Annotated in this window: 14 protein-coding genes; 10 read left to right on the top strand and 4 right to left on the bottom strand. The window is 67.8% G+C overall.

What is annotated here, in order from left to right:
* Positions 1-149: 149 nt before the first annotated feature.
* From AKJ09_RS46725 to AKJ09_RS53855, 3 genes are all read right to left on the bottom strand, one after another.
* Positions 150-1538 carry a cytochrome P450 gene (locus AKJ09_RS46725; RefSeq protein ID WP_146654341.1) on the bottom strand — a complete coding sequence of 463 codons (1389 nt, stop codon included), beginning with the start codon at positions 1536-1538 and terminating at the stop codon, positions 150-152.
* A gap of 75 nt (positions 1539-1613) precedes the next feature.
* Positions 1614-2729, bottom strand: a complete 1116-nt coding sequence (locus AKJ09_RS46720; protein ID WP_146654340.1) for a hypothetical protein — start codon at positions 2727-2729, stop codon at positions 1614-1616.
* 5 nt (positions 2730-2734) lie between these two features.
* Complete coding sequence (locus AKJ09_RS53855) at positions 2735-4306, bottom strand: HTH domain-containing protein (protein ID WP_169928495.1); 1572 nt, start codon at positions 4304-4306, stop codon at positions 2735-2737.
* Between the two features lie 470 nt (positions 4307-4776).
* Between AKJ09_RS53855 and AKJ09_RS46710 the strand changes: the two genes are divergently transcribed.
* The 7 genes from AKJ09_RS46710 to AKJ09_RS46680 all read left to right on the top strand — a co-directional run bounded on the left by AKJ09_RS46710 (position 4777) and on the right by AKJ09_RS46680 (position 17268).
* Positions 4777-6930, top strand: coding sequence for a hypothetical protein (locus tag AKJ09_RS46710; protein WP_146654339.1), 2154 nt, complete (start codon positions 4777-4779; stop codon positions 6928-6930).
* 41 nt (positions 6931-6971) lie between these two features.
* On the top strand, positions 6972-7661 hold the full coding sequence (locus AKJ09_RS46705) for a CPBP family intramembrane glutamic endopeptidase (protein WP_146654338.1): 690 nt from the start codon (positions 6972-6974) through the stop codon (positions 7659-7661).
* A gap of 115 nt (positions 7662-7776) precedes the next feature.
* On the top strand, positions 7777-9204 hold the full coding sequence (locus tag AKJ09_RS46700) for a Do family serine endopeptidase (RefSeq protein WP_146654337.1): 1428 nt from the start codon (positions 7777-7779) through the stop codon (positions 9202-9204).
* Positions 9205-9407: 203 nt separating this feature from the next.
* Positions 9408-10499, top strand: coding sequence for a [protein-PII] uridylyltransferase family protein (locus AKJ09_RS46695; RefSeq protein WP_169928493.1), 1092 nt, complete (start codon positions 9408-9410; stop codon positions 10497-10499).
* The gene (locus AKJ09_RS46690) at positions 10448-12373 is read left to right on the top strand and encodes a [protein-PII] uridylyltransferase family protein (RefSeq protein WP_240488996.1); all 1926 of its coding nucleotides are present in this window, start codon (positions 10448-10450) and stop codon (positions 12371-12373) included. The genes AKJ09_RS46695 and AKJ09_RS46690 overlap by 52 nt, the downstream gene beginning before the upstream one ends.
* 61 nt (positions 12374-12434) lie before the next feature.
* A complete protein-coding gene (locus AKJ09_RS46685; RefSeq protein WP_146654334.1) occupies positions 12435-15452 on the top strand; it encodes a beta propeller repeat protein in 3018 nt (1005 codons plus the stop codon).
* A 76-nt stretch (positions 15453-15528) separates the two neighbouring features.
* Positions 15529-17268, top strand: coding sequence for a serine/threonine-protein kinase (locus tag AKJ09_RS46680; protein WP_146654333.1), 1740 nt, complete (start codon positions 15529-15531; stop codon positions 17266-17268).
* A 6-nt stretch (positions 17269-17274) separates the two neighbouring features.
* Here AKJ09_RS46680 and AKJ09_RS46675 read toward each other — a convergent pair whose 3' ends face one another.
* On the bottom strand, positions 17275-17922 hold the full coding sequence (locus tag AKJ09_RS46675) for a CPBP family intramembrane glutamic endopeptidase (RefSeq protein WP_146654332.1): 648 nt from the start codon (positions 17920-17922) through the stop codon (positions 17275-17277).
* A 264-nt stretch (positions 17923-18186) separates the two neighbouring features.
* Here AKJ09_RS46675 and AKJ09_RS46670 point away from each other — a divergent pair, with 264 nt between their 5' ends.
* The 3 genes from AKJ09_RS46670 (at position 18187) to lipB (ending at position 22462) form a co-directional block, all read left to right on the top strand.
* Complete coding sequence (locus AKJ09_RS46670) at positions 18187-19698, top strand: HD domain-containing phosphohydrolase (protein WP_146654331.1); 1512 nt, start codon at positions 18187-18189, stop codon at positions 19696-19698.
* A 207-nt stretch (positions 19699-19905) separates the two neighbouring features.
* Positions 19906-21360, top strand: coding sequence for an IMP dehydrogenase (guaB, locus tag AKJ09_RS46665; RefSeq protein WP_146656228.1), 1455 nt, complete (start codon positions 19906-19908; stop codon positions 21358-21360).
* A gap of 340 nt (positions 21361-21700) precedes the next feature.
* A complete protein-coding gene (lipB, locus tag AKJ09_RS46660) occupies positions 21701-22462 on the top strand; it encodes a lipoyl(octanoyl) transferase LipB (protein ID WP_146654330.1) in 762 nt (253 codons plus the stop codon).
* The last annotated feature ends 7 nt before the right edge of the window (positions 22463-22469 follow it).

Here is a 22469-nt window from a genome sequence, read left to right as displayed (position 1 = left end):
CTGCAGCCCCGACATGTTTCCATCCGAACGGCCCGCGCGGGCGACGGATGGTGGCGGGCCGTCGACGACTCGCCGCGGCATGACCGCCCCGCCGGTCGATGCAGCCCCGAACGGTCTCTGCTCGGGCTACCGGCTACGTTAAGAGCTTTTCAGACTCGTGGGCTTCGGTCGCTCGTGCGTCGTTGCAGCTGGACTTGGAGACCCGCTCGTGGCGTCGCGAAGAGCGCCGCGGCGGTCGGGGAAAAGTCCTGGCGCGGAAAGCTCCAGTCGTAGTCGCGGAGCATGACGACGCTGAAGAGCGAGAGCATCAGATCCGCCAGCCGCTCGCCTGCGCAACGATGATGCGTGAACGGGCCGCCTCCACCGTGCGGCACCCACGCCGCATGCTGACGATCCGTCGCGCGCTCCGGAAGCCAGCGATCGGGATCGAACGACCGCGGGTCGGCGAACGTGCGCTCGTCTTGCAGCGTCGCTCCGATGCATCCGATGGCCTTGATGCCGGCAGGGATGCGCATGCCTCCGTACGCGCAAGGCTCTTTCACGTTCGCGAAGAAGGTCATCGGCAACACCGGCTCGGCGCGCCTCGACTCACGCGTGACGCGGCCCAGGTACTCGAGGCCGGCGAGACCGCGGAGGGTCACCGGGCCGGTCCCCAACGTGTCCACGATCTCCTGGCGGAGTCGCTCCTTCACGTCGGGGCGGCGGCCAAGGAACATCGCGAGAGACGACAGCGCGCCGATGACCGCCAGGTAGGCGCCGACGAAATGAAAGGTCTCGATGCGGATCTCTTCGCGCGAGAGCTTGTCGCCGTTGGGCAAGCGAGCGTCGATGAGCCGAGCAAGGGCGTCGGTGCTCGTCGACGCCTCGTGCTCGTCGATCGCGTGCTCGATGCGTTCTCGCAAGGCGTCGCGCGCCTGGAGCGCTCGCCCATACTTCGTGAACGGCAGATTGATCGGCACGCTCAGAAAACCTTCGAACGCGGTCATGAATGCGCGCGCGAGCAGGGGATCGTCTTCGTCGGGATTGGTACCCAGAAAGAGCGACGTCGCCACCGTCATGCCGAACGCGGTCATCTCGGGCACCCAGGCGAACGTGCCGAGGTTGGCCCAGCGCCTGGCGTAGCGCGTGAGCACGCGTTCGAGCACTCCGAGGTACGCGTCGAGAGCATCGGGCGTGAACGCCTGCATGAGCAGCGCCTTGCGACGCTTGAAGCGCGCACCGTCGAGGAACGGCACCGCCTTGGCGTCGAGAATCTTCTGCACGTGTGCAGGCGACGCGCTCGCGCGCGTGAAGTAGCGCTCGTCGAGGAAGAAGTGGAATGCCTCCGGGCCCCAGAAACACGCCGTGCGGTGCCCGAAGACGTTGATCTGGAAGGCCGGTCCCAGCTCATGGGCACGCGTCGCGAGAAATCCCGCGGGGTCCTTCAGGAACGCGAACGAGTCACCGACGAGCGGCAGCGCGAACTTCGTCGGAAGGCGGCGGAGAGGGCCTGCGCTCGGAATGCCCGAGACGTCCGTGACGAGAATGTTCGAGGCCATGGGCCTCGGAGGTACAAAGCCCGTGCCGCAGTGGTGCCCGACCGAAAGTCGCGGGCGACACACGCTCGAGCTCGCTCAGTCGAGCGACGGACGCGGCTCTTTGGTGGCCGAGCTTCGGCGCTGGCGCACGCGCAGGAGCATCGGCACCGTACCTGTGACTTCGCCGTCCCAAGTCTTGATGCCGATCGCTCGACCCGAGCTGTCGCGGGTGTCGAGGCTTGGCGTGACGCGGTAGATGCCGGGCTCGGAGAACGTGTCCGGCGGGCAAAGCGCGTTGAGCAAGAACGACGTCGAGACCGAGCCCCTCGGAGCGACGGTGCTGAAGAGCTCACGAATCGGCGTGCCGCCTTCGCGCGTGTTTTCGCATCGGATCGAACCCGATGGGCCTCGAACGCTGAAGCCGAGCGTCGACGGGCGGAAAAGGAGGGTGGCCGAGCGACCGCCCACGTTGCGGAGCGTTACGCTCGTACCGAGCTCGGTTGCGCGCGCCACGTCGAGCGAGGCCGGCATCGAGAGGACGAACGGTGGTTTCGGCCCCTCGTCGCCTTCGGTCTTCGCACTCGCCGATGCGGGCGCGAGCGGCTCGCTCATCGTGAACGGCGCGGCCTCGAGCTCTTTTGCGGAGGCAAGCGTGCCGAGCGCTGCGCCGACGGGCGCTGCGACGAAGGGAGCCGACGGCGCGGCGGCCTTCGCCTTCGAGGTCGGGGCGGGCCAGCCGAAGCGCGCTTTGATGGTGGTGCCCGGAACGAGCGCGGCGCGCTCTTTGGCACCGAAGCAGTAAAACAGCGGGTCGAACGACGCCGACCAGGAGCGCTTGGCCGGGATCACGAGCTCACGCCCTTCGTCGGTCGAGGGGCGCGTATCGGCCGGCAACGTGCAGCGAACGAGGGCAGGGGCCTTCGCGGTCTTTGCCTTGGGGTTCGCCGCCGCCGTCTCGGCGGGCGTCAGCTCCAAGGTGAGAAGACGCGGGTCGGCCGCAATACGCACCGGCAACTCGCCCGAGTTCGCGATGCGGAGAGTCCATGGGCTTCCACCGCCGCCTTGGGTGACGATGAAATCGAGGGGCGGGGAGGGAAGCGCCGGCGCGGGATCGGTGGCGCTGCTCGTGCCCTCCACGTTCGTGACCAGCACGAGCGCGGAGAGCGAGAACAGGGCACGTCGAATCGTCGAACGGCGCTTCCCCAGCCCCATCGTCGTCAGCCTCGGAGCGTCTCGTAGAGCTCGAGATCCGGAATCGCCGTCGAGATGCGCGTGCGCACAACGCCGACGTCGTGATCTTCGAGGAGACGGCAGAGCGCGATGCCGTCGTAGAGCGCGATCGGCGCAGCCGCAGCCGCACCCGCTTCTTCGCGCGCGCCGCTGAGGACCTGACCGGTCGTGATGAGCCAGCCCGCCGAGGCCGGACCGTAGTGGTGGAGCGCACCGCGCAGATCGCTGACCCGCTCGCGACCGATCTCGCGGCCATCCTTACGGACCACGATGGCGGTGCGGATCTCGTCGGTTCCGCTGCGGTGGAGCGCGGCGAAGTGAGCCTCGCCACCCGGAGCGCCTGCGCGCTTGACCACGCGGATGTTCGTCATGCCGACGCGCTCGAGGCCGAGGAGCACGAGCTCGATGAGCGCGTGGCCCGGGAGCTCCTGCAGCTTGCGGAGCATCGTGCGGCGAGCGGCTTCGCGGTAACGCTCGACGGCCGCGAGGGCGTCCTGCTCGAGGCGAACGAGGTCCGAGCTGAGCGACCAGTCGGTGAGCGCGACGCGCGGGCCCTGCGCGAAACGGAAGCGCGGGCGCTGTCCGTTCGCCTGGCGGCGAAGGTTGTCGGCGCGGAGCGCGGCCGTGAGCTGCGCGTTCGCGAGCATCACGTCGCCGCTGACGCGGCCGCGGCGCATGAGCGAGTCGACGACGGCGCGCACCTGGACGGGGCCCTGGGTGCGGTCGAAGCCGCTGAGCGCCATGACCGTCGCGTCCGCGAGCTCGCGACCCGAGAGGTCCTCGGCCTCGCCGGCCGGAACGTCGATGCCCGTGGGGGCGCCGCCTGCCATGATCTGGTGGCGGTCGCGAATCATCGGGCGCGGAGCCGGTGCGAGAGGATCGCGCGCCGCTTCGATGACGAGCTGCTCGCCCTCGCTGCCGCCGTTGCCCTGGAGGTCGACGCGCGGCGACGAGAGGCGGTCTGCACGATCGCCCTCACCCTCGCCGCGGCCACGACGGCGGCGACGACGGCGACGGCGACGGCCACCTTCGCCCTGCGCCTGAACGTCGTTCGAGCTGCTGGGGCCGGCGGAGGAGAGGATCGGCTGATCGTCGTCTTCCTCGTCGTCGAAGAGCTCGGCGCCGCTCGCTGCGAGGTCGGCGCGGAGCGCGTCTTCGCCCGAGACGATGATCGGCTCCTCGTCCTCTTCTTCGGCCGCCTCGGCTTCGAGTTCGCGTTCGCGTTCGGGCTCGCGCGACGCGGCCTCCACCTCGAGCGCATTGACCTCGACCGCGGAGTCGTCAGCGGTCTCGATGACCTCTTCGCCGACTGCGGCCTTCTTGCCCTTCTTCTTGTCCCACTCGCGTAGGGCGAAAACGCCCGGCTTCACGCGAACGATGGGGTTCGTCTTGTCTTCTTTCTTCAGAAGGGCAGCGAGCCGCGCGCCCATCGTCACCTCGGGGCTCTTGCCCACGTGGGAAAGAAGGTTCTTCTCGATGGCGAGCTCCGTGATCTCCTTGTAGTGGAGGGGCTTGCCGGCCATGCGCAGCACTTCGGCTGCGGCTTCCGTGAACGTCATGTTGGCCTGTATTCTGGAGTCGGTACCCCCCCGTGGGCTCTAGCCAGGGGCGCTGCGCCTTCGCGCAACCCTCCCCCGCGCATCGAAGCGGACGAAGCCGATACCGGTACCGTTTCTATGTGTGAGTTACCCCGCGAACTCGGCCGAGCCACCCGCCTCGCTCGCGCATTGCGAGGGTTTGAGAACCAGGTTTCAGAACCAAGTCTCCAACAACCCCGAACGCACAAGCACTAGCGGTGGCCACCGACCTAAGCCCGCAACCCGCTACATAGCGTGCCCTCATTGCCGCGTCAAAGCGATTGTCGAAGCTCGGGAACATTCGGCCAGGGCCGTGGTCCGTCCGGGAGAGCTGGGGTCGGCCCGCGGGAACGGTCGCGCGCACGTTTCGTTCGGTTGGGATGGCCCCGCCGGCCGATCGCACGCGCGCACACACGTGATTGCTGGTGCCGCCCACTCGACGAGGTCCTTTCATGCCAGCGTTCAAGCTCGCGTCGCGTTTTGCCCAGCTGGGGTTCTTGGCTTGCCTCGTTTGCCTCGCGCTCTCCACGGTCGGTCGCACGGCCGAGGCGCACCCCGCGACAGGACACGTGCAGCATGCAAGCGAACCGGAATGCGGCGTGTGCCAGGCGCAGCCACCGCCTCCACCTCCCGAGCCTGTGTGCGAGCAAGACTGCTTCGTGCTCGATACGCTCTCGATTCGCGGGGCGGTGGCGGGAACGCTATCGTTCGAGCTACACGGCTCGGTGAGGGCCAAAGGGGAGCAGAAGATTCCGCTCTTCGGGCCTCCCTCGCAGGTGCGCCTCGAAGACGTCACCCTCGATGGGGCGCACGCCACCATCGGCTTCGACGGCGATCACTACGTCCTGCTCACCTCCGGGAGTAAGACGGGCGCGCGCACGTTCACGCTCCGGGGAAGGCTCGCGCTCGGATCCGATCAGATTCTCAGCGTGTCGGGCCCTCTCGTGTCGCTCGATGCGCATCTGACGAAAGGGCGCCTCGTGGAGGGCGATCGTCTGAGCGGCTTGCAGAACACCGTTCTGCACTTCGACCCGCTGAGCGAGGAGGAGGGGCGCGCCGAGCCTTCACGCGCGCGTGTCCCGTCGGTGTTCCGACTCGCGCGCTCGCTCCGCTTCGGCAACGAGACGAGCTTCGTCTACCGGCTCGTGGCCTCGCAAGCGACCGACCTCGGCGTGGTCCGGCTGCCGCTGAAGTACGGCGAGAAGGTGCAAGACGTCCAGGGCTCGACCGGTTGGCAAGCCGAAGGCCAAGAACTGCTGCTCCCGACGACGGGCCACGAGGCGGAGATCACGATCGCCGGCACGCTGCCCGCGGGGGCCCCGAATCGCCCGGTGACGTTCAAGGGCGACGAGCGCGCGGCCTACGAGTGGTGGATGATCGAATCGGATCCCGAGCATCGCGTAGCGGTGGGCGGCGAGCCGAAGCTCGTCGAAACGTCCCAGTCGCCGATTCCGCCGATCATGCCCGGCGCGCGCGTGTATCTCGTGCAGCGCGGTCAGGAGCTCGAGGTCGACGCGCGTTCGCTCGTACGCGGTGACGTGCTCGCCGCCGTCGTGCGCAACCACAACCTGTTCGTGGCCATCACGGGGCGGGGTGAGCTCATCAGCGACGAGACGGTCTCCTTCGACAACAACGGCCTCGACCACCTCATGCTGACGCCGGCGGGGAAGGCCATGTACCTCTCGACCGACGGCACTGCGCAGCGCATCTTGCACACCACGGCCGGCGCGAAAGACGTCTTGGTGCCGATTCGCACCGGGCCTCATACGCTGCGGGTGCAGTCCCTCTCCGAGGTGAAGTTCACGCCCTTCCTCGGCGCGCTCGGCATTCCCTCGAGCAGCTACGCCCTCACGACGAGCAACATGGACGTGACCGTCGGTCTGCCCGACAGCGTGTACCCGATTGCGGTCTTGGGCGGCGATCGCCTTCGCACGGCGTTCTCGAGTGTCGACGTGTTCGCGGTGCTGCTCGGCGTGTCGCTCGCATGCTTCGGCTTCCGAACGAAGAAGACGCGTATCCTCGGAGCCCTCGCGACGGCCGGCCTCTGGTTCGTTTCGCACGACGGGTTCGTCTTCGCGACGGGCACTCTCTTCACGTGCGGAGCGATCTTCCTCGCGTCGCGTTTCGTGCGAGGGGCATGGCTTCCGGCGGCGTCGGGCGCCATCGTGATCGTCGCGCTCCTGGTCGGGCGCGAGGCGATGACGCGCGGAGGGAAGGAAACGATCGGCGAGCGCTACGTCGCCATGCTCATGCGCGACGTGAAGAAGCCATCGCCCGAGACGTCGTATCCGCCGCCCGCGCAGGAGGGGAGCCTCGAGACGAAGGCGGGCGTCACGCCGGTCTCGCTCTCCGTTCCCTCGTCCGACCTCTACGTCCTCTCGAGCCGCCAGCTCGTCACGCGCGACCGGCCGTTCGTGCCGCGTGTGCTCTACGTCACGAGCTCCTTGCTTGCGATCCTCCACGTTGCCTGGCTCGCGCTGGTTGGGGCGCTCGTCTGGGCCCACCGCGAGCGTCTGGCCCAGCTGAAGCAGCAAATCGTGGCGCGGCTCGGACGTCGTCCGGAACCGAAGCCCATCATGCCGCCGCGCGAAGCCCCACCGTTCTGAGGGTGCTCGCGTGCCGCCCGAGAGGATGTTAGAAGCCGGCCGTGATTCGCAACGTCGGTTACCTCGTCGGCATCGTGCTCGCGGTCGGCGTCGCGTCGTTCTTCGCCTTCCAGGAATCGCGCGCGGGCGAGCTCTCGTTCGTGCTCATCATGGCGGTTCCCACCGTGCTCCTGGCGTTGGCGGGGCTGGCGCGGGCGAAGTACGACGGGGTGCTCGGAGAGTGGCTCTCCGTTCGGGCGGGAGACTTCTCGCGCGGCTTCGCAGCCACGGCAATCCTCTTCGGCGCGGCGTGGGGCTTCACGAAGACGGTGGCGACGGTCGGCTCGGTCCGTGAGCGCTGGCTCGTGAACCTCTATCTGCAGTTCGGCGATCCTGCCGTGCTCCGGGCTCACGTCGGAATCGTGGTCGGCCTCATCATTCTGATGGCGGTCGCCGAGGAGCTCTTGTGGCGCGGCCTCGTGACGTCGCTGCTCTCGGAAATCGTCGGTAGCCATCGGGCCTGGGTTTGGTCGGCCGTTCTCTATGCGCTCGCGCACCTGCCTACGGCCTATGTCCTGCGCTCGCCGGAGTCGGGGTGGAACCCGGTCATCGTGCTCGGTGCGCTCGCGGGCGGTCTCGTGTGGGGGTACATGGCGCGTCGCTTCAACCGGCTGCTGCCTGGAATTTTCTCCCACGTGCTCTTCGACTGGACGGTCATCATGATGTTCCGGCTTTGGGGCCCGAGCATCTGAGCCCAACCGGAACGCTCGCGAAAATCAGCCTGATTTCTGCGCCATTGCGCGCGAAGGAAGCTGTCTCAGCCCGAGCGGGAAGAATTCGGCCGCGTGGCGGTTCTTCAGGGGCGAGATGAATTCCTTCGTTCGTGACCACGCGTCCAAGGCCATTCCCCTCCTCATCGGCGTGCTCGCCATCGGTGCGGGCTGCCACTCCACCCCATCGACGGCGTCCGCAGCACCGAGTCCCACCGCTCCCGTCGCCGTCACGTCCAGTGTGGGCGGCAACGGCGCCGCGCCCGACGTCGCTGCGCTCGTCGCGAAGGTGAAGCCCTCGGTCGTCAACATCACGGCCGAGCACGAAGCCAAGGCTTCGGAGGGATCCCCGTTCGAGTTCTTTTTCCGTCGCGGCGTCCCATCCGATTCGGGGCCCGCACGCAAGCAGCGCGCCCTCGGCTCCGGCTTCATCGTCGATGCGCAGGGCCACGTCGTGACCAATGCGCACGTCGTCGAAGGCGCAGACACGGTTCGCGTGAAGCTCGCGGACGAACGCGAGTTCAAGGCGAAGGTCAGAGGTCGCGACACGCGGCTCGACCTCGCCGTGCTCGAGATCGAGGGCGCCAAGGACCTGCCGGCCGTGACGCTCGGCCCGAGCGAGCCTCTGCAAGTCGGCGAATACGTCGTGGCCATCGGCAATCCGTTCGGCCTCGGCCACACGGTGACGATGGGCATCGTCAGCGCCAAGGGCCGTGCGCTCGGCGCGGGCCCGTACGACGACTTCATTCAGACGGATGCTTCGATCAACCCGGGCAACAGCGGCGGTCCGCTCTTCGACGCGCGTGGCCAGGTCGTCGGCATCAACACGGCGATCAATCCCGCCGGTCAGGGCATCGGCTTCGCCATCCCGTCGGATGCCCTGCGCGACGTCCTCCCGCAGCTCATCGCGGACGGACACGTCAAACGCGGTCGACTCGGTGTCCACATCCAGGCCCTCGACGAGCCGCTCGCCAAGGCCATGGGCCTCGGCTCTGCGCGCGGTGCACTTGCGGCCGACGTCGAGAAGGGCGGCCCCGCCGAGGCGGCGGGCGTGAAGAGCGGAGACGTCATCCTGGCCGTCGACAACACCGAGGTTCACCGCGCGCAGGATCTCCCGCGCATCGTGGCCTCGCACGCGCCCGGCTCGAAGGTGAAGCTCAAGCTCGTTCGCGGTGGCGAGGAGAAGACCGTCGGCGTGACGCTCGACAGCCTCAAGGAGGACAACTCGAACGACGAGAGCGAAGGCCGTGAAGGCCCGTCGTCGGGTGTATCGCCCCGAGGCGCGCTCGGCCTCCAGGTGCAAGATGCCGAGGGCGGTGGCGTCGTCGTCCGGCGTGTCATGCCGGGCAGCCCTGCCGAAGGCGTGCTCGTCCCGGGCGACGTGATCGTCGAGGTGAACCGTGAGGCCGTGCGCACCACGTCGGACCTCGGCAACAAGGTCAAGGCCGCGCCGGCGAAGAAGCCGATTCTGCTCCTCGTGAAGCAGGGCAGGTCCACGCGCTACGTGGCCATCGAGCCGAAGTGACGGAATCGTCGCGGGGGTGTCGCCGTTCATCACGGGGCGGCACGCGCCGCCCCGCCCCGAAAAACGCGATTTTTCGGGGGCCCCACCCCACGCGGACTCGCTTCGCTCGCGATTTGGATGGTCGCGAATCGCGACCGCTCATCGAGACCCCTCGCGATCCTCGGTCATGAACTTCGCTGCGCCCGCGTGCTATGGCCACGCGGGTGAAGCGGCTTTTTCATGCGCTGGCCGGAGACTCTGCCTCGGCGCTTTTGCAGGCGTACGAAACGGCCGCGCGAGAGCGCGAGGTTGCGCACGACGCGGACGTGGCCATGCTGGCCGGCCTGCTGTCCGTCGCCTATCCGGCCCTCCGAGCGCAGATTCTCTCGCGACCCGCCGACGTGGTCGCGATCGCCAAAGGCAAGCTCCGCATCGCGCGTGACCTTCGCGCCTACCGGCGGCTCGCCGCTTCGTTCATCGGCGACTTAGGTGACCTCGACGCCGTTCGCCGCGGACTCCGCCTCTTCGTAGCGCGCGAGAAGCTCCGCATCGCCGCGCGCGAGCTCCTCGAGCACGAAGGGGGAGACATCGACACCACCGCGCGCGAGATCTCGGACCTCGCGCAGGTGTGCATCGAGATCGCCGTCGCGGAGGCGCTGTCCTGGGCCGAGACGCGCTTCGGCACGCCCCGCGCAGCGAACGGTGAGCGTTGCGCCTTCACCGTGCTCGGCATGGGCAAGCTCGGCGGGCGCGAGCTGAATTGCGGCAGCGACGTCGACCTCATTCCGTTCTACGAGACCGACGAAGGCGCCGTGATGCGCGACGGCGCGGAGGTCGATCAGACGCTCCACGAGCACTTCATGCGGGTCACGCAGCGCTTCACGGCGACGCTCGAAGACGTCACCGAGGATGGCGCGTGCTGGCGTGTGGACCTCCGACTTCGTCCGGAAGGCTCCCGCGGCCCGCTCGTCAACGCGCTCGCGGCCGCGGAGCGCTACTACGAAACGTGGGGCCGCACCTGGGAGCGCGCGGCGCTGCTTCGAGCACGGCCCATCGGCGGCGACCTCGCGTTCGGTGAGCACCTCCTCGACGCCCTTTCTCCGTTCGTCTGGCGCAAGGTGGTCGATCCGAAGATCGCGCGCGAGATGACCGAGCTCGTCATGCGCGGCCGCGTCGAGCTCTCGAGCGAGCCGGAGCGCGACCTCAAGCTGGGGCCGGGAGGCATTCGCGAAGCCGAGTTCTTCGTGCAGTCGCTGCAGCTCATCTGGGGGGCAAGGAGCCTTCGCTCCGTCACCCGAATACGCTCGAGGCCCTGAGGCGCCTTCGCTCGCGCGGTCTCGTCACCGACCGCGAATCACGGGACCTCGAGAGCGCGTATCTCACGCTCCGGCGTCTCGAGCATCGCGTGCAGTTTGCAACCGGTATCCAGACGCACACGCTGCCGCGCGGTGAGCTTCTCGAGACGATCGCTCGCACGGTCGGCCACGCCTCCGGCCACGAGCTCGACAAGGACCTCGACAAGACGCGCCGGCGTGTGGCCACGCGCTTCGCGTCGCTCACGAAGAACCAGGGCGGCAGCGAGGACAAGTCGGCGAAGCTCGGGCCGCTCCTTTCCGCCATCGATGCGGGCGAAGATGCCATCGTCGCGAGCGTGATCGCCGACGGCTCGTCCGGGCTCGATTTCTCGAGCAGCACGTCGCCGGACCTCGCGCGCCATCTCGTGGCCCTCGCGCGACGGCCCGACTTTCCGCTCGGCGCGAGCACGCGCGATCGCCATCCAGAGTTCGCTCCTACTTTGCTCGAGGCGCTGGCCGACGCCGCCGATCCGGATCAAGCCACGCGCTTGCTCGCCGGCTTCTTCGGTCGGCTCGCAACCCCGAGCGTCTACGCGCGCGCCATGGCCGACGATCGGCAAGTGCTTCGCAAGCTCGTGGGCCTCTTTGGCGCCAGCGCGTTTCTCGGAGAGGCGCTCGTCTATCACCCGGAGCTCATGGAGAGCGTGCTCTTCGCCAAGGGACCGCCCACGCCCGAGCGCGCGCGGAGGGAAGTCGAAGAGGAGATCGCCGCAGCCACGAATCCCGAGCGGCTCGCCGCGGAAGACGTGGACGAAGAAGACGCCTTCGTCGGCGCGCTTCGCAAAGCGAAGGCCCGCATCATGATGGAGGTCGGCCTCGCCGAGCTCGCCGGCGAGCTACCGACACGCGGCGCCACCCTCGTTCTCTCGGCCCTCGCCGACGCCACGCTCGAGCACGCGACCCGTCGTGCGCTCGCAGAGAAGGGCCTGAGCGGCGGCCTTTCGGTCGTCGCCATGGGCAAACTTGGCGGATGCGAGATCGGGTACGGGTCGGACCTCGACATCTTCTTCGTCTACGAGACGAAGGAAGACGGCAACGAAGAGCGCTACGTACGCGCTGCGCAGCGCGTCCTCCGCCTCGTGAGCACGCCGCACGGTGACGGCCCGGGCTACGAGCTCGATACGCGCCTTCGCCCGTCCGGAAGCCACGGCCTGCTCGTCGTGAGTCTCGAAGCCTTCGCGCGCTACCACGGTCTCTCCGAAGGTGGCTCGCCGCTCGACGACGAGCGCCGGTCCGCCAAGCCCGACGGCGAGGATTGGGAACGCCAGGCACTCGTCAAGGCGCGCCCTTGCGCAGGCGATCGCGAGCTGGGCAAGCGCGTGCTCACGATCGCGAACAAGGTCGCGTACGGGCGCGGCGCTCCCGACCCGACGCGCGTGCATCACCTGCGCATGCGCATGCAGAAGGAGCTCGCGCGCGAAGGTCCGACACGCTTCGACGTGAAGCTCGGTCACGGCGGGATCGTCGACGTCGAGTTCGCGACGCAGTGGTTGCAGATGAAGTACGGCGGCGACCCGCGCGTCCGCACCACGGACACCGAGACGGCGCTGGGGGCACTCGAGGCGTGCGGATATCTCGACGCGGGCGTCGCCGTGGTGCTCCGTGAGGGCTACGCGATGCTTCGCAAGCTCGAACAAGCGCTGCGCGTCGTTCACGGAACGAGCGCGAGCTTCATCGAAGAAGGCGCGCCGGGCCTCGCCGCGCTGGCACGCCGCATGGGATTCCGCGACAGCTCCAACGGCACGGCGGGGCGCGCACTCGTCGAACGTCATCGCGCGGTCACCGCCGACGTGCGAGCGGCGTATCTCGGGGTCCTGGGCGTTCCCAAAGGGTGAGAGACGTCGCCGGCGCGCAGCTCGTGCTCCTCGACGGATCGGCTATACCAGAGAGGCCCACATGCGGCGCGTGTTCCTCGACCGGCTTCTCGTGACGCTCGCGCTCGCGCCCGCTATGACGGCGTGCGCGCACGACGACCGGCGAGCGGTGATCGAGACGACCGCGCGGCCTGAGACGCGCGCGGCGGAGAGCGCGGCTCCGAGTGGTCCTGCGCAATACGTGGTGGCCGATCCCGAAGGTCGAAGCGTCGTCGCTGCGTTCGCGCTCGGCGGAGGGAAGGTGGGGTTCGTCGTCGACGACTTCCGCGTCGTCGCCGGTGCGAGCGACTCTCGCGTGTACGATGGCGCGGACGGTCGTCTGCTCGGGGCCGCGAAGCTGCCGAATCGCTTCGGGGGCGGCTATCTCTTCTGGACCTCGCTCGACCTCTATCGCGCCGCCACGTTCGGCGGGGTGCTCGAGCCGTTCGTCCACACGAACGACACCGTGGCCTCTGTCTCGTTCGGCCCACGCTTCGTGCTCGTGCGCACGAGCAACGGCGAACGGTGGGCGCTGCGCATGCCGACCGGTGAGCGCGTGCCGATCGAGCCGCAGGCCATCGTCGACATCGAGGCTCTCGACGATGGGCGAGCACTTGCCTACGACGAGCTCGGCAGCGTCTTCACCAGCATGGATGGCGGCGGCCACTGGAGCGACGTGACGGCACAGCTGCGAGCTTCGCCGGAGCACGTTCGATCCGATGGCGAGCAAATCTGGATCAAGGAGTCGACAGGCACGGAACTGCGTCTCGAGGCGGATGGTCGGCTCGCTGCCTTCTCCCTCGGCGAGGCGCGAAAGCCGGTCGAGCTGCGGCCGCGCGATCCCCGATGGCGAGGAAGTACGTCACCCCTTCGCGCGGCCGTCACCTCGGGCGTGTCGCTCGACGATCGTACGGCCGTCGTCATCGAAGCGGGCGACGTTGCTCGCGTGGACATCCACTCGGGGACGATTCTGTCGATCGATTCGGGGAGAGTCCCGCCCGACGCGGAATGCGAGCCGCTCCCGATCGCGAACGACGTCGTATTCGCCTGCGCATCCTCACGGCCGTCGCCGCGCGCCTTCGTCGTCAGTCACGTGCTCGACGGTCCGATCATCGAGCACACGTTCCCGGCCGACGCGCGGTTGATCGCTTCCGATGACGGTGGCGTGGCCTACCTGTCGACATGCGACGGCAACACGCTCGCGAGCGAGGAGTTCGCGTGCGTGCGGCAGCCGAACGGTTCGTGGGAGAACTTCGATCTCCTGAGCCTGATGGCCGATCCGGGCTGGGGAGCTCTCGTTGCGTGGGTGCCCAGGGCCGACGGTCGAGCCGCGGTCGTCCTCAGCCACCCGCCGCGTGTTCTCGACGTGCGCTCGGGCACTGCGATGAAGGTCGACTGCGAGAACGGCATGCTCGGCCCCTCGTCGTCGCATCGGGTCAAAAGGCGTCGCCAAGTAAGGCAGCTCGTGGACCGCGATTGGACCTTCGCCCCGGATGGTCGCCTCATCGGGCTTGCTCGCGACGACTCGGTCATCGCGATTGGTGAGGATGGTCAGGTGACGGAGTCGCCCTACAAGCTCGAGATCGCGAGCGCCGGGGCGTTTGCACTCGGGCGGTCGAGCGAGGGACGCCTCTTTCAGTCGACCGACCATGCCTGGTCGTGGGTAGAGGTCGCGCCTCCGCCAGGTGGCCTCTCAGGACTCGGCGAATGCTCCTCGGTGGGCTGTGACCTCGGTGGTTTCTATCGCGTCGGTTGGGCTCCGCATCCCCCGAAGCCCGCGGAGCCGAAGGGCGTGGTTCGGCCTGCGCCGTTCATCCAACGCACACCGCCCGTGACGCTCGCGTGTCGGACGTCGGGGCCGGTCGCGACGCAGGTGCTTCCGTGGACGATCGCTTCCCCCGAGGATCTCGGTCTCGGACCGTCGCGTCTACCGTCGTCGGAGAACGACGACGTTTCGTTCCTGCGGCTGGTTTTCCCTCGCGTCCTCCTTCACCCTCTGCACGATCACGTGGGCGACGACGGCGACGACGGGCAGTCGCTGCGCGCCGTGCTGTCGGGCTACCAGTCGGTCGCGATGGGGACGACCATGACGGTGCTCGGGCCGTCCAAGGATCTGCGCGCCCTCCGGCGCACGCTCTCGTTCGTTTCGCCGTTCGATCCCTCGGCGCAGATTCGGAAGGCCGTGTTCGCCTATGCCGACGTCATCGCCGCCGGACGTCGCGACGGACTCACGCTCGAGGAGCTCCTCTCGGACGACCTGACGGACAGCGGCGCGCTCCTCCCCGTCACCCCGCTCGAGACCGGCTCGGCGTCGGACTTCGCGTTCACGAATCCACGCGGGTTCCTCGCGCTCGTCCGCGGAAGCGATCCGCGTTCGGCGGTCCGCGTGCGCTATGCCGTGCGTCCTCCTCAGAACGACGAGAGCATCGTTTCGGGCGTCGCCCTCGGTGAGACGGAGACCGCGTTCCTCGACGTCGACGCGGATGGTGTCGAACACGTCTTCAAGCTCGGGCCGAACGGCACCACGGACCTCTTCACGGTGAACGCCTCGACGGGCGCCGACTCGGCACCTCCGAACCCGGATGCGCTCGCGATCGGACCCCACGGCGACCTCGTCGTTCTCCGAACGTCGAGCGGAAGTGAGCCGCCGTCGGCGCTCGACGCGGCCTTGCTTCTCGCCCCCGGGCAGAAGCCGCGAGCGCTCGCTCCTTGGTCGACGCTGCGCCTCGCGGATGACCCGGCCTGCAAGCAGGACACCGGCGGCTATCGCGCCACCCTCCAGACGATCGCGCCGTGGGTCCGCCTGACGGCACGCGAGCTTCGCGCGAAGGACGGACCGATGTTCGCCAGGGTCAGGTGGTCGGACAAGCTCGTTTGCCTCGAAGGCCTCGAAATGCGCCTTCCCGAGGTGACGGTGCGCACGCCGAAGAGCAAGGACGGCACGCGCGACTCGGTCACCCTCGACACCTGGCTCGTTTCCCGAGGGGGCTCGTTCGCGCGCGTCGGAAGCACGGGAGGGGCCGAATGGCGTCAGCCGCTCGAGTGCTCGATCGCTCGCTGACGCGGGATTCCTGGGGTCTCGAGGGCGCCAGAGCTTTCAGAGCAGCGCGAAAGCCGAGTCTGATAGCCTCTCGGTCGTGAAGCTCTGTCCGCGTTGCTCCGAACTCTTCTCGGACGACGCCGCGTTTTGCCCCCACGACGGCGCCGAGTTGCAGAAGAGCAACGACCGGTTTCTCGGTCGGACCATCGCCTCGCGCTATCGCCTCATCCGTCGCCTCGGCGCCGGTGGCATGTCGGTCGTGTACCTCGCGCGTCACGAGCTCATCGCTCGTCTCTCGGCGCTCAAGATCCTCCGGCCCGAGCTGAGTCTCATCGCCGAGCATCGCGAGCGTTTCTTGCGGGAGGCCCGCGCGGTCAATCGCATCAACCACGAGAACATCGTGGAGATCACGGACGTCGGCGAGTCCGATGGCGTGGCCTACCTCGTCATGGAGTACGTCGAGGGCGAGGGGCTGCTCTCCTGGATCCAGCGTGGTCGCCTGCCGTGGGAGCGCGCGCTGAAGATTGGCATGCAGGTCGCGAGCGCACTCGCGCGTGCCCACCAGATGGGGGTCATCCACCGTGACCTCAAGCCCGAGAACATCTTGCTCCTGCCGCGCACCGCCGGTCCGGCGCGGGCCGAGGTCGACGTCGCTGCCGATCCGAACGACGTGATGGTGAAGCTCACCGACTTCGGCATCGCCAAGATGTCCGGCGAGCCGACCCTGACGCTCAACGAGCAGCTCTTCGGAACGCCGGGGTACATCGCACCCGAGTACGTCGGGGGCATCGGCATCGACGGCCGCTCGGACATCTATTCGCTCGCCGTCGTCGTCTACGAGATGGTCACCGGCGTCTTGCCGTTCGATGGCAAAGGGCAGTCGGAGCTGCTCCTCAAGCCGCTGACGAATCCGCCGATTCCGCCGAGCCAACGCGTCGACGGCCTTCCGCCCGATCTCGAGTCGCTCCTGCTGCGCTGCCTCGCGCGCGAGCCGAACGATCGGCCGCACGATGCCTTCGCCGTGCACGATGCATTTGCCGACATCTTGCGCCGGTACGGCTCAGGAGGCTCGCGCACGTCGTCGCCTCCTCGCTTGTCGAATGCGCCGCGCATCTCCGTTCCTCCGCGCGCGTCGTCTCCGCCCGAGCAGGAGAAGGTCGAGCGCGAGCCGAGTCACACGGTCGTCGACTTGGTGGTGGAGGTTCCTTCCTCGTCGCTCGAATCGGGCAGCGTGCAGATCGTCGCTGCTTCGGCCGATGCCGCGGCGCGATGGTCCGAATCGCTCACCGAGCTCGAAGACCGAATCGCGGAGGCGCGCCGAAAGGGCGGAGAACACGCGGTCGCTGCTGGTCGCGCCGCGGAGCTCGCGATGGTCGCGGGCGAAATGATGCCGCGCGTCGAGCGCGCCACCAAGATCGTCGGCGACCTGCAGGCCAAGGTCGATCTCCTCGAGGCGAGGGGCCGCGAGTTCCGCACGAACCTCGGTCATGCCATCGACGTGCTCGTCCACGACCGGTCGCGGGAGATCGCCCATCTCGACGCCATCGCGGCGAGACGCGATGCCCTTGCGCGCCCCGCGGCGGGGTTCGAAGGGCAGAACTGGGAAGACGACGCGCTTGCCGAAGAGGAGCGTCGCGCTCATTCGGTGGTCGACGACCTCACGTTCCAGATCGACTCGCTCCAGAAGCAGCTCGACGCCAAGAACGAGGCCTTCGAACGCGACGTGCTCGAGGCGTCGGCGACGTTCGAAGGCTCGCTGTCCGCCTTCCGTCGCCTCACGACCGAAGTGGTGAGGACGATCGAAGAGGGCGTCTCCATCCTCGATCGCGTCGTCTGAACGCGGTCACGCGTTGCCGAGCAGTCCCCCGAGCCGGCGCGGCTTCGGCGGCTCGACGTCCGTATCGCGCAAGAAGCGCAGGTTCACCACGTTGATCGTGGCGTGCGCGACGATCGGACCGAGCAGGCTGCCCGTGGCAAGGAAGAGGGTGGCAAACGCGAGCCCCATCACGGCCGCCCACGTAGCCCATACCCATCGCGCCCGCCCGCGAACCTGGTGCAGAAGGCCGAAGGCCAGCGACGAGACGACGACACCGAGCGTGGTGGCGAGGAGGCCTCGGAAAAAGAGCTCTTCGGACGCCGCGCTCGCCATCCCGAGGACGACGAGCGTGAGGCCGCCGGCTCCGCGTACGGCAGGACGCAGGTGGGCGTGGAGCGTCCTCGCCCACGACCATCGACGCACTCCATGCCGCGTGAGGCCGATGGTCGCCGATGCGAGTCCGAGGCCCACGACGATGCTGACCAGGTGGCCGATCAGCTCGGGAAGCGGAAGCCAGGGATCCGTCGTGACTGGACTCTGCTCCCGCACGATCGCCACGCCGATGGCGAGTGCGGAGAGCGCCCCGTAGACGACGAGGGGGCCAATCCGTGCCGCACCGAAGTCCTCTCCCTGGGAGGGGCCTTTGTTCGGCAAGGGGGTCAGTCGCACGGTCATGGATCGAAGGGGAAGGCGCGAGACCCGCGAGAACCGCAAGAACCGCAAGAACGGAAGACGGAAGGAAGCGAAAAGAGCGGAAGAGAAATTGGAAGCTGGCGTCCTCCGTCAGCCCGGAAAAAAAAGCCGGAATGACGCAAAACGGCATCGAACGCCTAGCCCGACCGTTGCACGCCAGAGGGCTGAGGGCAATCTGCGCCGGCCCTGATTCGAAAGTAGCAAGGAGTTTCGGGGGGTCTGGTAGAGTCGTCAGGTCAGTCCGTCATGACCACGAGCAATGAAGAACGCCCGCGCGTGCTCATCGTCGACGACGAGAAATTCATCCGCGACATCCTGGCGGATTTCTTGGGCATGGAAGGCTACGTCGTGCGCACGGCCGAAGACGGCCAGGCTGCGCTCGGCGAGCTGAATCACGCCCACTACGATCTCGTCATCAGCGATCTCAAGATGCCTCGCATGGGCGGCATCGAGCTGCTCGAGGCCATCGGGACCGCCGCCCCCAACGCCCTCACGGTCATCATGACCGGCTTCGGCACCGTCGAGACCGCCATCGACGCGATGAAGCGTGGCGCGTACGACTACATCCTCAAGCCCTTCAAGGTCGAAGAGGTCATTCACGTCGTCCAGCGCGGGCTCGAGAAGCAGCGCCTCGCCGCCGAAAACCTCCGCCTGAAGGAAGCGCTCTCGCTCTACAAGGTCAGCGAAGCCATCGCGGCGAGCCTCTCGCTCGAGGAGGTCCTCGCGACCGTCGGAGACACGGCGATCCACGAGATCCACGGCGATCTCGCGTCGACCTTCCTCGACGACGGCGAGGGCAGCCATTACGAGCGCCAGCGCCTCTTGCCGCCGAAGCATCTTCGCTCGGCCTCGCTTCGCGATTTCTCCGATTCGACGTTCGGCTCGTTCTCCAAACGCGCGTTCGTCGATCACTTCGCGCAAGACAGCACGCTGCTCGAGCAAGGACCGAAGGCGCTTCGTTTCTTCGAGACGGAGCCCGAGCTGCCGGTGCAGTCGCTCATCGCCGTGCCGCTTCGCATGAAGCAGCGCTTGCTCGGCTGGATCGGTGTCGTCAGCTTCACGAAGGGAAAGCGCTTCGACGAAGGGCAGCGCAAGATGCTCTCGATCGTCGCCTCGCGCGCGGCGGCCGCCATCGAGAACGCGCGCCTCTACGAAGATCTCCGCGCCACGTTCCAGCAGACGATCGAAGGGCTCGCCAAGGCCATCGACAAGATGGACCGCTACACGTCGGGTCACTCCGATCGCGTGGCTACCTACGCGATGTACCTCGCCACGCGCCTCGGCTTGTCGCCCGAGCAGATCGAGATCGTCCGCCAGAGCGCGCTGATGCACGACATCGGCAAGATCGGCTGCGTTCTCAACCTCAACAAGCCCGGCAAGCTCACCCAGGACGAGTACGAGGCGTTCAAGCGTCACCCCGGTTACGGGCGCGACATCCTCGAGCCGATTCGCTTCCTGCACCCGCTCATCCCGGGCGTGCACCTGCACCACGAGCGATGGGACGGCCGCGGGTACCCGCTCGGCCTCAAGGGGCACGACGTTCCGCTGATGGCGCGCATCATCGCCGTCGCCGACACCTATGACGCCATGACGAGCGACCGTGCGTACCGCCGAGCGCTTCCTCATGAGGTTGCGGTGTCGGAGATCGAACGCTGCTCCGGCACGCAATTCGATCCCGAGGTGTCGCACAACTTCTGCGAAGGCCTCGACGAGTACCGCGAACAAGAGATCGCCAAGGGAAACAAGGTCCCCGAGTAGGAGACCTGAAGCGTGCGGCGGGGCCCCTGCTGGTCGGAGGGGCGGATGGGCTCACGTGCCGACTCGCGTTCGGAGCGCGCATGCGCAGCGTGTGGGTGCGAGACGAGCAGCGAGCTCTGCCTCACGCGACGCTCGCGTGTTGTCATGGTCGTGGCTTCCCAAAGTGTGCTTCGCGCGCTAGTGACGGGCACCCCCCAGGAGGCGTTGATGCTCGACGACCAGCTTCGCGAATGCCTGACCTTCGACGACGTGCTTCTCGTCCCTGCGTACAGCGAGGTCCTTCCGCGTGATGCGGACATCCGTACGCGATTGTGCCGTGGCGTCGAGCTGAACGTACCGCTCGTCAGCGCCGCGATGGACTCGGTCACCGAAGCGCGAGCCGCGATCACGATGGCGCGTGAAGGTGGACTCGGCATTCTCCACAAGAACCTTCCGCCGGCCGATCAGGCCCGCGAGGTCGAGCGCGTGAAGCGCGCCGAGAGCGGCATGGTGCTCGCTCCGGTCACCGTTCGTCCGAGCCAGTCGCTCCGCGAGGCGCTCGGCATCATGCGCGAGCACGACATCTCCGGCGTTCCGGTCGTCGAAGGCGAGCGCCCCGTCGGCATCCTCACCGCGCGCGACATCCGCTTCGAGCGAAACCTCGATCAGCCGGTCAGCTCGCTCATGACGAAGGAGCTCGTCACCGTCTCGCCGGGCGTCTCGGCGGACGAAGCGAAGCAGCTGCTCCACAAGCACCGTATCGAGAAGCTCCTCGTCGTCGACAGCGGCAAGCTCGTCGGCCTCGTCACCATCAAGGACATCCTCCAGGCGGATCGCAATCCGATGGCGGTGAAGGACGACAAGGGCCGTCTCCGCGTCGGCGCGGCCGTCGGCCCGGGCGCCGATCGTGAAGCGCGCGTCGCGGCCCTCGTGGCGGCGGGCGTCGACGTCATCGTCATCGACACCGCGCACGGTCATCACGTCGGCGTCATCGACGCGGTCCGCGCGACGAAGAAGGCTTACCCGAGCATTCCGGTCATCGCCGGCAACGTCGCCACCGCGGCGGCCACCGAGGCCCTCATCGACGCCGGTGCCGACGGCGTGAAGGTCGGCATCGGACCGGGCAGCATTTGCACCACGCGCGTCGTCGCCGGCATCGGCGTCCCGCAGATCACCGCCATCAGCGACTGCGCGCGCGTCGGCGATCGCCACGACGTCCCGATCATCGCCGACGGCGGCGTGAAGCACTCGGGCGACATCACCAAGGCGATCGCCGCCGGCGCTTCGGCCGTCATGCTCGGCTCGCTCTTCGCGGGCACCGACGAGTCGCCCGGCGACCTCGTGCTCTACCAGGGCCGCAGCTACAAGGTGTACCGCGGCATGGGCTCGCTCGGCGCGATGAAGAAGGGCAGCAAGGATCGCTACGGCCAGGGCGGTACGGCCGACGAGAAGCTCGTGCCCGAAGGCATCGAAGGGCGCGTTCCGCACCGCGGCTCGCTTGCCTCGATCCTCCACCAGCTCGTCGGCGGTCTCCGCGCCGGCATGGGCTACACCGGCTCGCGCACCATCAAGGACCTTCGCACCAACGCGAAGTTCATCCGCTCGACGACGCAGGGGCTCCGCGAGAGCCACGTGCACGACGTCATCATCACCGAAGAAGCCCCGAATTATCATTCCAGGTAGGGGGCCTCTGGCCCCCCTCGAGACGGTCTTGTGGGGGCCACTGGCCCCCCTCGAAACCTCTGGTTTCGAGCCTCCCCCCAGCTGCCCGCGGCGGGTCGCCTTCGGCGCGTCGCGCTTGAGCGCGACGAAGAACCCGCCGCTCGCCGTGTGGCGACTTACGGGCGTCTTGGTCTTTCGAAGCCTTCACGTTTGAATCGCCCGGGCCATCCATGACGATAGGTCTGGCGCTTGAAAAGCCGACTTGTCGGAAATGTTCACCGCTACCGTCTCCAGGGCTGTAGCTGCATTGTGCTCGTAAGTTCAGGACACAGGCCCCCGGGTTGGGCCAGAAGAGGAGCGCATGGGACGCGAAATCGACGCGTACTGGCTTGGTCGGATTTCTTACGACCGCGCCCATGCGCTCCAAGAACGCCTCGTCGAAGCTCGTGTGAAGAAGGAGATCGGCGACACGCTTCTCCTTCTCGAGCACGACTCGGTCATCACGCTCGGACGTGGCGCGAAGAGCGAGAACGTCCTCGCCGGTGAAGACCAGCGGCGCGAGCTCGGCGTCGATCTCTTCGAGACGGGCCGCGGCGGCGACGTGACTTTCCACGGTCCGGGTCAGCTCGTGGCCTATCCGATCATCGACCTCAAGCCCGATCGCTGCGACGTCCGCAAGTACGTGCGCGATTTGGCGGAGGTCATGATCGGCATCGCGCGCGATCACGGCGTTGCCGCCGGCGTCGTGCCCGGCGATGCGAAGCTGATCGGCGTATGGACGAACACGAACGATCCGAAGAACTGGAGCGACGAGCGAGCCGAGGCCGCCGCGCGCTTCGAGCCGAACGGCTTTCAGCTCGGAAAGATCGGCGCGATCGGCGTGCGTCTCTCGCGCTGGGTGACGATGCACGGCTTCGCCTTCAACGGCGCGACGGATCTGTCGAACTTCAATCTCATCGTCCCTTGCGGGATCCAGCGTCACGGCGTGACCTCGCTCCGCGCGCTCGGCATCGAGTCGCCGCCCGTGGAGAAGCTCGCGCAGCAGTCGCTCGCGCACTTCGAGCGCATCTTCGACTCGAAGCTGCACGAAGCCGATCCCGGCGTGCTCTCCTCGTTCATGTGAACGAAGC

The sequence above is a fragment of the Labilithrix luteola genome, from assembly GCF_001263205.1.
GTDB lineage: Bacteria > Myxococcota_A > Polyangia > Polyangiales > Polyangiaceae > Labilithrix > Labilithrix luteola.
This window is presented reverse-complemented; position numbering and strand designations above follow the sequence as displayed.

Bases quoted from the DNA above. Each gene is read 5' to 3' on its own strand.
- AKJ09_RS46670 (WP_146654331.1), top strand. From the start codon at position 18,187: ATGACCACGAGCAATGAAGAACGCCCGCGCGTGCTCATCGTCGACGAC.
- AKJ09_RS46675 (WP_146654332.1), bottom strand. From the start codon at position 17,922: ATGACCGTGCGACTGACCCCCTTGCCGAACAAAGGCCCCTCCCAGGGA.
- lipB (WP_146654330.1), top strand. From the start codon at position 21,701: ATGGGACGCGAAATCGACGCGTACTGGCTTGGTCGGATTTCTTACGAC.
- guaB (WP_146656228.1), top strand. From the start codon at position 19,906: ATGCTCGACGACCAGCTTCGCGAATGCCTGACCTTCGACGACGTGCTT.
- AKJ09_RS53855 (WP_169928495.1), bottom strand. From the start codon at position 4,306: ATGACGTTCACGGAAGCCGCAGCCGAAGTGCTGCGCATGGCCGGCAAG.
- AKJ09_RS46710 (WP_146654339.1), top strand. From the start codon at position 4,777: ATGCCAGCGTTCAAGCTCGCGTCGCGTTTTGCCCAGCTGGGGTTCTTG.
- AKJ09_RS46720 (WP_146654340.1), bottom strand. From the start codon at position 2,729: ATGGGGCTGGGGAAGCGCCGTTCGACGATTCGACGTGCCCTGTTCTCG.
- AKJ09_RS46685 (WP_146654334.1), top strand. From the start codon at position 12,435: ATGCGGCGCGTGTTCCTCGACCGGCTTCTCGTGACGCTCGCGCTCGCG.
- AKJ09_RS46725 (WP_146654341.1), bottom strand. From the start codon at position 1,538: ATGGCCTCGAACATTCTCGTCACGGACGTCTCGGGCATTCCGAGCGCA.
- AKJ09_RS46700 (WP_146654337.1), top strand. From the start codon at position 7,777: ATGAATTCCTTCGTTCGTGACCACGCGTCCAAGGCCATTCCCCTCCTC.